This window comes from Pseudomonas sp. ADAK13 (genome assembly GCF_012935715.1).
In the GTDB taxonomy this organism is placed as follows: Bacteria; Pseudomonadota; Gammaproteobacteria; order Pseudomonadales; family Pseudomonadaceae; genus Aquipseudomonas.
Map to the genome: position 1 here is coordinate 3,647,099 of NZ_CP052860.1, position 12,253 is coordinate 3,659,351.

12 protein-coding genes are annotated in these 12,253 nt (G+C 63.1%); 10 read left to right on the plus strand and 2 right to left on the minus strand.

What is annotated here, in order from left to right:
* The first annotated feature begins 1 nt into the window (after window position 1).
* The 10 genes from HKK54_RS16810 (at window position 2) to pcaC (ending at window position 9,907) form a co-directional block, all read left to right on the plus strand.
* Entirely contained in the window at window positions 2-1,348 is a 1,347-nt protein-coding gene (locus HKK54_RS16810; RefSeq protein WP_010176678.1) for an MFS transporter, read from the plus strand.
* Between the two features lie 147 nt (window positions 1,349-1,495).
* Window positions 1,496-2,353 carry a CoA transferase subunit A gene (locus HKK54_RS16815; protein ID WP_003219830.1) on the plus strand — a complete coding sequence of 286 codons (858 nt, stop codon included), beginning with the start codon at window positions 1,496-1,498 and terminating at the stop codon, window positions 2,351-2,353.
* The gene (locus tag HKK54_RS16820) at window positions 2,350-3,132 is read left to right on the plus strand and encodes a CoA-transferase subunit beta (RefSeq protein ID WP_177325024.1); all 783 of its coding nucleotides are present in this window, start codon (window positions 2,350-2,352) and stop codon (window positions 3,130-3,132) included. The genes HKK54_RS16815 and HKK54_RS16820 overlap by 4 nt, the downstream gene beginning before the upstream one ends.
* Window positions 3,129-4,334: a 3-oxoadipyl-CoA thiolase gene (pcaF, locus tag HKK54_RS16825; RefSeq protein WP_178121028.1), complete on the plus strand. Its 1,206-nt coding sequence runs from the start codon at window positions 3,129-3,131 to the stop codon at window positions 4,332-4,334. Before HKK54_RS16820 ends, pcaF begins: the two co-directional genes overlap by 4 nt.
* Before the next feature lie 28 nt (window positions 4,335-4,362).
* Entirely contained in the window at window positions 4,363-5,067 is a 705-nt protein-coding gene (pcaH, locus tag HKK54_RS16830; protein WP_169387270.1) for a protocatechuate 3,4-dioxygenase subunit beta, read from the plus strand.
* 1 nt (window position 5,068) lies between these two features.
* Window positions 5,069-5,635, plus strand: coding sequence for a protocatechuate 3,4-dioxygenase subunit alpha (pcaG, locus tag HKK54_RS16835; RefSeq protein WP_010176674.1), 567 nt, complete (start codon window positions 5,069-5,071; stop codon window positions 5,633-5,635).
* A 180-nt stretch (window positions 5,636-5,815) separates the two neighbouring features.
* Window positions 5,816-7,111, plus strand: coding sequence for an MFS family transporter (locus HKK54_RS16840; protein WP_010176673.1), 1,296 nt, complete (start codon window positions 5,816-5,818; stop codon window positions 7,109-7,111).
* Between the two features lie 49 nt (window positions 7,112-7,160).
* A complete protein-coding gene (locus tag HKK54_RS16845) occupies window positions 7,161-8,525 on the plus strand; it encodes a 3-carboxy-cis,cis-muconate cycloisomerase (RefSeq protein ID WP_169387271.1) in 1,365 nt (454 codons plus the stop codon).
* 10 nt (window positions 8,526-8,535) lie between these two features.
* Window positions 8,536-9,327, plus strand: a complete 792-nt coding sequence (gene pcaD / locus HKK54_RS16850; protein WP_169387272.1) for a 3-oxoadipate enol-lactonase — start codon at window positions 8,536-8,538, stop codon at window positions 9,325-9,327.
* A 187-nt stretch (window positions 9,328-9,514) separates the two neighbouring features.
* The gene (gene pcaC, locus HKK54_RS16855; protein WP_169387273.1) at window positions 9,515-9,907 is read left to right on the plus strand and encodes a 4-carboxymuconolactone decarboxylase; all 393 of its coding nucleotides are present in this window, start codon (window positions 9,515-9,517) and stop codon (window positions 9,905-9,907) included.
* On the opposite strand, the gene HKK54_RS16860 is transcribed toward pcaC, so the two are convergent.
* Complete coding sequence (locus tag HKK54_RS16860; RefSeq protein ID WP_169389296.1) at window positions 9,904-10,803, minus strand: polysaccharide deacetylase family protein; 900 nt, start codon at window positions 10,801-10,803, stop codon at window positions 9,904-9,906. The two genes, pcaC and HKK54_RS16860, sit on opposite strands and share 4 nt — an antisense overlap.
* 85 nt (window positions 10,804-10,888) lie before the next feature.
* Entirely contained in the window at window positions 10,889-12,139 is a 1,251-nt protein-coding gene (locus HKK54_RS16865) for an OprD family porin (protein WP_169387274.1), read from the minus strand.
* Between the last annotated feature and the right edge of the window lie 114 nt (window positions 12,140-12,253).

A 12,253-nucleotide genomic window follows, 5' to 3' on the forward strand; every position in this document is an offset into this window, starting at 1 on the left:
AATGAATCAGCCTTCACCTGCTGTCGGTACTTGCCTGGACGTTCAGTCCTTCATCAACGCCCAGCCGCTGTCGCGGTATCAATGGCGGGTGGTGATCCTGTGTTTTCTCATCGTTTTCCTCGACGGCCTCGACACCGCCGCCATGGGCTTTATCGCCCCGGCGCTGTCTCAGGACTGGGGCATCGACCGCGCCAGCCTCGGCCCGGTGATGAGCGCTGCCCTGATCGGCATGGTGTTTGGCGCCCTCGGCTCCGGCCCACTGGCCGACCGTTTCGGGCGCAAAGTGGTGCTGGTGGGGGCGGTGCTGGTGTTTGGTGCCTTCAGCCTGGCGTCGGCCTACAGCAGTAACGTCGATCAACTGCTGATCCTGCGCTTCCTCACCGGCCTGGGCCTGGGCGCCGGCATGCCGAACGCCACGACGCTGCTCTCCGAATACACCCCGGAACGCCATAAGTCGTTGTTGGTGACCAGCATGTTCTGCGGCTTCAACCTGGGCATGGCCGGTGGCGGGTTTATCTCGGCCAAGTTGATCCCGGCGTTTGGCTGGCACAGCTTGCTGATGATCGGCGGGATTTTGCCGTTGATCCTCGCGGTGGTGTTGCTGGTGTGGCTGCCGGAGTCGGCGCGTTACCTGGTGGTGCGCAATCGGGGCACCGACAAGGTGCGCAAGACCCTTGCGCCGATCGAGCCGGGCATTGTCGCCCAGGCCTCAAGCTTCAGCGTCCCGGAACAAAAGACCGTCAAGGCGCGCAACGTATTCGCAGTGATCTTCTCCGGCACCTACAGCGCCGGCACCTTGCTGCTGTGGCTGACTTACTTCATGGGCCTGGTGATTGTTTACCTGTTGACCAGTTGGCTGCCGACCCTGATGCGCGACAGCGGCGCCAGCATGGAACAGGCCGCGTTTATCGGTGCGCTGTTCCAGTTTGGCGGCGTATTGAGCGCGGTCGGCGTGGGCTGGGCGATGGACCGGTTCAATCCCCACAAGGTCATCGGTACGTTCTATCTGCTGGCCGGGGTGTTTGCCTACGCGGTAGGGCAGAGCCTGGGCAATATCACGCTGCTGGCGACCCTGGTGCTGATCGCCGGGATGTGCGTCAACGGTGCACAGTCGGCGATGCCGTCGTTGGCCGCACGTTTCTACCCGACCCAGGGCCGTGCCACCGGCGTGTCGTGGATGCTCGGCATCGGCCGGTTTGGCGCGATCCTCGGCGCATGGATGGGCGCGACCTTGCTGGGCCTGGGCTGGAACTTCGAACAGGTGCTGACGGCCCTGGTGATTCCAGCGGCTCTGGCCACCACGGCGGTGGTCATCAAGGGCATGGTCAGCCACGCGGACGCCACCTGAAACCGACCGATAGCAAGATAACAATCCGTTCGATAATCGAACACTCAGTCGATTATCGGATTGTTTGGCCACAACCCCCGGCTTAATCTTCAAACACTTCGGCGCTGCCTCCAGCGCCTTTTTCGATCGATACCGGGAGCCCACCCCATGGCTGAAATTCTTTCGCTGGCTGATGCGGTAAAGCAGTTCGTGAATGACGGCGACACCGTTGCACTCGAAGGCTTTACTCACCTGATCCCTACGGCGGCAGGTCATGAAATCATTCGTCAGGGCAAGAAAGACCTGACGCTGGTGCGCATGACCCCCGACCTGATCTACGACCAGTTGATCGGCGCCGGCTGCGCACGCAAATTGATTTTCTCGTGGGGCGGCAACCCGGGTGTGGGCTCCCTGCATCGCCTGCGGGACGCCGTTGAAAAACAATGGCCGCAACCGCTGGAGATCGAAGAGCACAGCCACGCCGACCTGGCCAATGCCTACGTCGCCGGCGCCTCCGGCCTGCCGTTCGCGGTGCTGCGCGCCTACGCCGGCTCCGACCTGCCCAAGGTCAACCCGCTGATCAAGACCGTGACCTGCCCGTTCACCGGTGAAGTGCTGGCAGCCGTGCCGTCGGTGCGCCCGGACATCACCGTGATCCACGCCCAAAAGGCTGACCGCAAGGGCAACGTGCTGCTGTGGGGCATCCTCGGGGTGCAGAAGGAAGCGGCCCTGGCGGCCAAGCGCTGCATCGTCACCGTCGAAGAAATCGTCGACGACCTCAATGCGCCGATGAACGCCTGCGTATTGCCGACCTGGGCCCTGACTGCCGTGTGCCACGTGCCCGGCGGCGCGCATCCGTCCTACGCCCACGGTTACACAGAGCGTGACAACCGTTTCTATCAGGCCTGGGACCCGATCGCCCGGGACCGTGAGACGTTTACCGCTTGGATCAACGAATACATCCACGGCACCGCCAATTTCAGTGAATTCCAGGCCAAGCTGGCCACCGCGCAGGAGGCCAAATAATGGCTTACTCCACCAACGAAATGATGACCGTCGCCGCCGCGCGCCGCCTGAAGAACGGCTCGGTGTGCTTTGTCGGCATCGGCCTGCCCTCCAAGGCTGCCAACCTGGCACGCCTGACGTCGTCGCCTGATGTGGTGCTGATCTACGAGTCCGGCCCGATTGGCGCCAAACCGTCGGTGCTGCCGCTGTCCATCGGTGACGGCGAACTGGCGGAAACCGCCGACACCGTGGTGCCGACCGGTGAGATTTTTCGCTACTGGCTGCAGGGCGGGCGCATTGACGTCGGCTTCCTCGGTGCGGCCCAGGTCGACCGTTTCGGCAACATCAACACCACCGTGGTCGGTGATTATCACCAGCCCAAAGTGCGCCTGCCGGGTGCCGGTGGCGCGCCAGAGATCGCCGGTTCTGCCAAGAGCGTGCTGATCATCCTCAAGCAGTCGGCCCGTTCGTTTGTCGACAAGCTGGATTTCATCACTTCGGTGGGCCACGGCGAAGGCGGCGACTCGCGCAAACGCCTGGGTCTGCCAGGCGCCGGTCCCGTAGGGATTATTACCGACCTGTGCATCATGGAGCCGGAGGAGGGCAGCCACGAGTTTGTCGTCACCGCCCTGCACCCCGGCGTGACCCGTGAGCAAGTGGTGGCCGCCACCGGTTGGGCGATTCGGTTTGCCGACCAGGTCACCACCAGCGCCGAACCGACCGACATTGAACTGACCGCCCTGCGCGACCTTGAAGCACGCACCGCTGCCGCCCACGGCCAAGCCCCCGGAGAAGCCTGATGCGCGACGTATTTATCTGTGACGCCATTCGTACCCCCATCGGCCGTTTTGGCGGTGGCTTGTCCACCGTCCGCGCCGATGACCTGGCAGCATTGCCGATCAAGGCTTTGATGGAACGCAACCCGTCGGTGGACTGGAACGCGGTGGACGAAGTGTTCCTCGGCTGCGCCAACCAGGCCGGCGAAGACAACCGCAACGTGGCCCGCATGGCGGCGCTGCTGGCGGGTCTGCCGGAGAGCATTCCCGGCGTCACCCTGAACCGCCTGTGCGCTTCGGGCATGGACGCCATCGGCACGGCCTTCCGCGCCATCGCCAGTGGCGAGATGGAGCTGGCAATTGCCGGTGGCGTCGAGTCGATGTCCCGCGCCCCGTTCGTGATGGGCAAGGCGGACGCGGCGTTCTCGCGCAACATGAAGCTGGAAGACACCACCATCGGCTGGCGCTTCATCAATCCGTTGATGAAAGCCCAGTACGGCGTCGACCCGATGCCGCAAACCGCTGACAACGTGGCCGACGACTATAAAGTCTCCCGCGCCGACCAGGACGCCTTCGCCCTGCGCAGCCAGCAACGTACTGCCACAGCACAGGCCGCCGGCTTCTTCGCTGACGAGATCGTGCCGGTGCGTGTCGCCCATAAAAAAGGCGAGACCGTGGTCGAGCACGACGAGCATCCTCGGGCCGACACCACCCTCGAAGCCCTGACCAAACTCAAACCGGTTAACGGTCCGGACAAGACCGTCACCGCAGGCAACGCTTCGGGCGTCAACGACGGTGCCGCAGCGCTGATCCTGGCCTCTGCTGAAGCCGTCAAAAAACACGGCCTGACCGCTCGCGCTCGTGTACTGGGCATGGCCAGCGCCGGTGTGGCGCCGCGTGTGATGGGCATCGGCCCGGTGCCGGCCGTGCGCAAACTGGTGGAGCGCCTGGGCCTGGCGGTGACCGATTTTGATGTGATCGAACTCAACGAAGCCTTCGCCAGCCAGGGCCTGGCCGTGCTGCGCGAACTGGGGATTGCCGACGATGCACCTCAGGTCAACCCGAACGGCGGCGCGATTGCCCTCGGCCATCCGCTGGGCATGAGCGGCGCGCGCCTGGTACTGACCGCCCTGCATCAACTGGAAAAAACCGGCGGCAGCAAAGGCCTGGCGACCATGTGTGTCGGTGTTGGCCAGGGTTTGGCCCTGGCGATCGAACGCGTTTGAGCCCCACGAGAATAAAGAGGATTGCTCCATGAGTGACAAGCCCGGATACCGGCGCCCGCAAGCGGGTACTCAGCCTGATTACCTGCACCCGGCCTACCAATCGACGAACCTGCGTTCGCCGTCCAGGCCGTTGGTGTTCCTGCCCCATTCCCTGTCGGAAATCACCGGCCCGACCATCGGCGCCGAGCGGATCAACGAGAAGGACAACGACCTGACTGCCCAGCACGAAGGCGAGCCCCAGGGCGAACGCATCATCATTCACGGGCGCGTGCTGGATGAAAACGGCTTGCCCGTGCCCGGCATCCTCGTGGAAATCTGGCAGGCCAACGCCGCCGGCCGCTACAACCACAAGCGCGACCAGCACGACGCACCGCTGGACCCGAACTTCACCGGCACCGGGCGCACCGTCACCGACGCCGATGGCTGGTACCAGTTCCAGACCATCAAGCCCGGCGCCTACCCGTGGGGCAACCACCACAACGCCTGGCGCCCGGCGCACATTCACTTCTCGCTGTTCGGACCAAGTGTGCTGACGCGGTTGGTGACGCAGATGTATTTCCCCGGCGACCCGTTGCTGGCCTACGACCCGATCTACAACTGCGTCCCGGACACGTCCGCCAAGGAACGCCTGATCGCCTCGTTCGATCTGGAAAAAACCATTCCGCACTATGCCCTCGGCTACCGCTGGGACATCGTCCTGCGCGGCCGCGACGCCACGCCGATGGAGAAATGAGATGAGCCTCAACGCGACTACTTCCCACACCGTCGGGCCGTATTACCACATCGGCCTGACCTGGCTGAACCGCGAAGACCTGACCGTAGCCGAGACCCTCGGCGAGCGCGTCGCGATCACCGGGCAGGTGGTGGATGGCAACGGCGATGTGGTCAACGACGCCATGCTGGAAGTCTGGCAGGCCAATGCGGCCGGCAAGTACGACCATCCCGAGGATGAGCAGGACAAACCGGTGGACCCGAACTTCGAAGGCTTCGGCCGGGTGCCGGTGGATGCCGAAGGGCGGTTTCGCTTTACCACCATCAAGCCGGGCAGCGTGCCGGGGTTGAAGGGCACGACCCAGGCGCCGCACCTGGTGGTGCTGGTGTTTGCCCGTGGGTTGGTGAAGCACCTGCTGACGCGGATTTACTTTGACGGTGAGGCGCTGAATGAGGATGACGCGCTGCTGGCGTGTGTGCCGCAGGAGCGGCGGCGCACGTTGATCGCCAAGGCGGATGCGGCGGGTGTGTATCAGTGGAATGTGATTTTGCAGGGCACAGACGAAGAGACGGTGTTCTTCGATTACTGAGTTGGCTTGGAAATTTTCGCGAGCAAGCCCGCTCCCACAGGTGAATGCATTCCAAATGTGGGAGCGGGCTTGCCCGCGATGAGGCCGGCAGAGGCAACAAATATCCAAAAGTCTGCTTGCGGAACATGGTTGTTGCAAAGTATGTCTAGGCTATAACCGTTCCCACTGAGTGAAAAAAACATGACAACAAAAACGAGTCACTACACCGGAGAAGAACGCAGCAAAAGGATTTTTGCGATTGTCGGTGCCTCCTCCGGCAACCTCGTCGAATGGTTCGACTTCTACGTCTATGCCTTCTGCGCCATCTATTTCGCCCCGGCGTTTTTCCCGTCGGACGACCCCACCGTGCAATTGCTCAACACCGCAGGCGTGTTCGCTGCCGGCTTCCTGATGCGCCCCATCGGCGGCTGGCTGTTCGGCCGGGTGGCGGATAAACACGGTCGCAAGAATTCCATGATGATCTCGGTGCTGATGATGTGCGCCGGTTCCCTGGTCATCGCCTTTTTGCCCACCTACAAAGACATCGGCGCCTGGGCCCCGGCCTTGCTGCTGGTCGCCCGGCTGTTCCAGGGCCTGTCGGTAGGCGGCGAATACGGCACCACCGCCACCTACATGAGTGAAGTCGCGCTCAAGGGCCAGCGCGGGTTCTTCGCCTCGTTCCAGTACGTGACCCTGATCGGCGGCCAACTGCTGGCGGTGTTGGTGGTGGTGATCCTGCAACAGATCCTCACCGAAGAAGAACTGCGGGCCTGGGGCTGGCGGATTCCGTTTGTGATCGGCGCCATTGCCGCGGTGATCTCGCTGTTGCTGCGTCGCACCCTGAAAGAAACCACCAGCAAGGAAATGCGTGAAGACAAGGACGCTGGCAGCATTGCCGCGTTGTTCCGCGATCACAAGGCGGCGTTTATCACCGTGCTTGGCTACACCGCCGGCGGTTCGCTGATTTTCTACACGTTCACCACCTACATGCAGAAGTACCTGGTGAACACCGCCGGGATGCACGCCAAGACGGCCAGTTACATCATGACCGGCGCGCTGTTCTTCTACATGTGCATGCAGCCGGTGTTCGGCATGCTGGCGGACAAGATTGGCCGCCGTAATTCGATGCTGTGGTTCGGCGCCCTGGGCACGCTGTTCACCGTGCCGATCCTGCTGACCCTGAAAACCGTCAGCAGCCCGTTCCTGGCCTTTGTGCTGATCACCCTGGCCCTGGCCATCGTGAGTTTCTACACCTCCATCAGCGGCCTGGTGAAAGCCGAAATGTTCCCGCCGCAAGTGCGTGCATTGGGCGTGGGCCTGGCGTACGCGGTGGCGAACGCGATCTTCGGTGGTTCGGCGGAGTACGTGGCCCTGGGCCTTAAGTCTTTGGGCATGGAAAACACCTTCTACTGGTACGTCACGGCGATGATGGCGGTGGCGTTCCTGTTCAGCTTGCGCCTGCCCAAAGAGGCGGCGTACTTGCACCACGATCTGTAACCGGCTGGCGCATGCCCGTTGCCGGGTATGCGCCACCTAGGGATGTTCTATGACGATGCGCACGAGCAACCAACTGTTCGACGCCTATTTCACCGCCAACCGCATGGCCGAAGTGTTCTGCGACCAGGGGCGCTTGCAGGGCATGCTGGATTTTGAAGCGGCCCTGGCCCGGGCCGAGGCTCAGGTGGGGTTGATCCCGCAAGCGGCCGTCGCGCCGATTGCCCAGGCCTGCCTGGCTTCTCTCTATGACGTTGATGCCCTCGGCGAGGCCATTGCCACGGCGGGCAACTCCGCGATTCCGTTGGTCAAGGCCCTCGGCAAGTTGATCGCCAGCGAAGATGCCGGCGCCGAACGTTATGTGCATCTGGGCGCTACCAGCCAGGATGTGATGGACACTGGGCTGGTGCTGCAACTGCGCAGCGCGGTCGAGCTGATTGAGCACGATCTGGCGCGGCTGGGTGACATCCTTGCCGCGCAGGCTCAACGTTATGCAGCAACCCCCTTGGCGGGTCGGACCTGGCTGCAGCACGCAACGCCGGTCACGCTGGGCATGAAAATCGCCGGCTGGCTCGGTGCAGTCAGCCGCAGTCGGCAACGCCTCAGCGACCTCAAGCCGCGCTTGCTGGTGCTGCAATTCGGCGGTGCTTCCGGAACCCTGGCGGCCCTCGGCGAACAGGCGATGCCGGTGGCGCAAGCCCTGGCCGCCGAGTTGCAACTGGGCCTGCCGGAACAACCCTGGCACACCCAGCGCGACCGCCTGGTGGAGTTCGCCTCGGTGCTTGGCCTGATCGCCGGCAGCCTCGGCAAACTGGGCCGCGACATCAGCCTGTTGATGCAGACCGAAGCGGCGGAAGTGTTCGAGCCCTCCGCACCCGGCAAAGGCGGCTCTTCGACCATGCCCCACAAGCGCAACCCGGTGGGCGCCGCCGTGCTGATCAGCGCCGCGACCCGCGTGCCGGGCCTGGTGGCGACGATGTTCAGCGCCATGCCTCAGGAACACGAGCGCAGCCTGGGCCTGTGGCACGCCGAATGGGAAACCCTGCCGGAGATTTGCCGGCTGGTGTCCGGTGCATTGCATCAGGCGCTGTTGGTCAGCGCAGGCCTGGAAGTCGACCCCAGGCGCATGGCACACAATCTCGACCTGACCCAGGGCCTGGTCCTGGCCGAAGCGGTCAGCATCGTCCTCGCCCAACGGCTGGGCCGCGAAACCGCGCACCATCTGCTGGAACAATGCTGCAAACGCGCCGTCGCCGACGGGCGCCACCTGCGGGCGGTGCTGGGTGATGAACCGCAAGTGACGGCCGAGCTCTCGGCCACCGAACTCGATCGCCTGCTGGACCCGGCGCACTACCTGGGCCAGGCACACACCTGGGTTACCCGGGCCGTGGCCGAACATTTTGCATTGACTGCCTGAGGAGGCTGCTGTGGGATTTGTACAACTCGCCGATGGCGAACTGAACTACCAACTCGATGGCCCCGAAGACGCACCGGTGCTGGTGCTGTCCAACTCCCTGGGCACCGACCTGCACATGTGGGACATCCAGATCGAGGCGTTCACGAAGTATTTCCGGGTACTGCGTTTCGATACCCGTGGCCACGGCAAATCCCTGGTGACCGAAGGCCCCTACAGCATCGAGCAGTTGGGCCGTGACGTGTTGGCGTTGCTGGATGCATTGCAGATCGAACGCGCGCATTTTTGCGGGTTGTCCATGGGCGGCCTGATCGGCCAGTGGCTGGGCATTCATGCGGGTGAGCGTTTGCGCCGGCTGGTGGTGTGCAACACCGCAGCGAAAATTGGCACGCCGGAGATCTGGAACCCGCGGATCGAGATGGTCCTGCGGGACGGCGCGGCGGCGATGGTTGCCCTGCGTGATGCGTCAATTGCACGCTGGTTCACCGCCGACTTTGCCGAGGCCCACCCTGATCAAGCCACGCTGATCACCGACATGCTGGCGGCGACCAATCCCCAGGGGTATGCCGCCAATTGCGCGGCGGTGCGCGATGCGGACTTCCGTGAGCAACTGGCGTCGATCAAGGTGCCGACCCTGGTGATTGCGGGCAGTGAAGATGCGGTTACGCCGCCGGCCGGTGGGCAATTTATCCAGGAACACGTGAAGGGCGCCGAGTACGCCGAGTTCTATGCCGCGCACCTGTCCAACGTGCAAGCCGGTGCGGCGTTCAGCGACCGTGTACTGGAATTTCTGCTAGCCCGCTGAGTATCGCTGAACTCTGTGGCGAGGGAGCTTGCTCCCGTTGGGCTGCGTAGCAGCCCTGAAAGCCGCAATAGAGACCTTTCAGCAAGTATGCGGTGACCTTATGGGGGCCGCTGCGCGACCCAACGGGAGCAAGCTCCCTCGCCACAGGTTATGTGCCTGTCGTCAAAAATTGCATGAGGAGCGTTTTGTGGACGAGAAACAACGTTATGCCGAGGGCCTGCAAGTGCGCCGCGAAGTGCTGGGCGACGCCCATGTCGACCGCAGCCTCAACGCCCTGACCGAGTTCAACAGCGAGTTTCAGGAAATGATCACCCGCCACGCCTGGGGTGATATCTGGACCCGCCCAGGCCTGCCGCGACATACCCGCAGCCTGATCACCATCGCCATGCTCATCGGCATGAACCGCAGCGACGAGCTCAAGCTGCACCTGCGCGCCGCCGCGAGTAACGGCGTAACCCGCGCCGAGATCAAGGAAGTGCTGATGCAGAGCGCGATCTACTGCGGGATTCCGGCGGCCAATGCGACGTTTCATTTGGCCGAGTCAGTGTGGGATGAGCTGGGGGTTGAGTCGCGCAGTTAATGCGAGTCAGCGTCCCACACCCAATTCCATACGCCCGGCAGGTGCACCACTTCGTCAGCGTCCTTTACCGTGCGCGCCATGGCGGCGCGCTGCAAGGCGGCCCGGTCGGTGTAGAACGGCTGCCGGGCGACCGGCACGCCGTTAATGCGCGCACTGTCCATCAGGATTTGCAGGTATTCCTTCAGGTGCCAGGCGGTATAGCGGTTGATGTCGTGAAAGGTCACCACCACCGGGATCACTCCGTCCACGGTCGGTAACTCACCCTTGGCAATACGCTCGCGCAGTACCGACAACTGGCGGATCAGGTTTTCCCGGCGCCGGGGGCTGCCATTGAAGACCCAGATCACCCCGTCGTTCGCGCTCAGGTCCGTCAACAGTACGTGCAGGCCATGCTGCTGGTAGGCGGCGAAAGTGCGTTTGTCGTAATTCCAGAACGGCGGGCGCACCAGTGTAGGCGGCTGGCCGGTGATGGATTCAAGGGTCGATGAACCCAGGCTGAGGTAGTGTTCCAGCTCAACCGGATTCTGCGAGCGATGATTGCTGTGCCACGGGGTTGCGGTGTGGAAGGCCAGGATATGGCCGGCCGCGTACTCACGCTCCATGGTTTTTCGACCCCGTGGGTTGCCGCCGGAGCGGGGCGCCTCGGTCTGCAAAAAGAACACCGCCTTGATGCCCGGCTGTATCGGGTTATTCGCCAGGTCAGCCATCACCGAACGGCTCGGGTTCATAAAACCCGAGGCGCTGGGGCCGTCATCGAAGGTCAGTAAAAAACGAATCGGCGCCTCGGCTTTCAGGCGTTGTTCGGTCTGCGGTGTCAGGGCCAGGGGCGGACTGATGCAACCGCTGAGGCTCAGGGCCAGGACCAATAGGGCCGATACGGCGGCGAAGGGTTTCATGGTGTACGGCGGACTCGAAAGACGTTGGTTGCGGGTTTCGGTCATCCATGACACGCGCGCACCATACAGCAAGTCTGTCGAGGCGTTACAGCAGGCTTATCGGGTAACTGACGATCAACCGGTTTTCATCAAACTCATTGTTGTTGTAGTCCCGGCGCATGCTGGAATTGCGCCAGCGCACATTGAGGTCCTTCAATGTTCCGCTCTGCACCGTGTAGCCCACTTCACTTTCCCGGCCCCATTCCCTGCCGTCGGTGACCGTACCGCTGTGTACGTTGCTGCCGCTGATATAGCGGTTCATCACGGTCAGGCCTGGAACGCCCAGGGCGACGAAGTTGTAGTCGTGGCGCACCTGCCAGGATTTTTCCTGGGCGTTGTCATAGCTGGCGTTGTAGCTGTCGTTGGCCAGGGTGCCGCCGCTGGTGCCGTTGACCCGCATCCAGGCGCTGTTACCGGTGAGTTTTTGCAGGCCGATGTAGAAGGTGTTGCCGCCGTATCGGGCCGAGAACAATCCGGACCAGGTCTTGTTGTCGAGCTCGCCGGCGCGGGCGCTGCCGTCGTCCTTGCCGTAGAAGAACCCGAGGTTGGCGCCCAGGGTCCAGTCGCCCACGGGCTGGCTGTGGATCAGGTTGAGGTATTGCTGGCGGTAGATGTCCTTGAGCTGGGCGTTCCACACGCCAATCTGGGTGCGCTTGTCGTTGAAGGCATATTCGCCGCCCTGGAAGTTGAAACGGTCGGAGGTGAAGGCGGTTTTTCCGAACATCGACATCTCGGTCATGCTGCTGTCGTCCCGCGGGCTGTTGGCGCGGAACTGGCCACCGTAGAGGGTCAGGCCGTCGATCTCTTTGGAGGTGATCTGGCCGCCGCGCAGGGTTTGCGGGAGTGAGCGGCCGTCATCGGAGCGCAGGATCGGCAGCACCGGCATCCACTCGCCGACCTTCACTTCGGTCTTCGAGATCCGGGCCTTGAACGCGACGCCCAGGCGACCGAAGTTATCGGCGGGCCGTCCGTCATGGTCCAGCGGCAGCAGTTGGGTACCGCCCGTGCCGCGCCCGCCGTCGAGCTTTTCCGAGTACAAGCCAAGTACGTCCATGCCGAACCCGACGGTGCCCTGGGTGAAGCCGGATTTGGCGTCGAGGATGAAACTTTGCGTCCACTCCTGAGCGCCGCCCTGGGCCTTGGTCGGGTTGGTGAAGTTGCGGTTGAAGAAGAAATTACGCAGGTTGAGGTTGGCGCTGGCGTCTTCCAGGAAGCCGTGTTCTTCAGCGACAACGGGGAGGGCAATGCTGGCGATAGCGGTTGCCAGCAGGAGCCGGCGCGGGTCAAAAGTGCTCATGGTGTCAGACCTGTTGTTATTGGGGTTATGCAGGTGGCGGCCATGGTGCGGGGCGGTGTGGGGGCGACGAAAGTGGGGGAGAGCGGGTTGTGGGCGATGATCGAACGCAAAGTC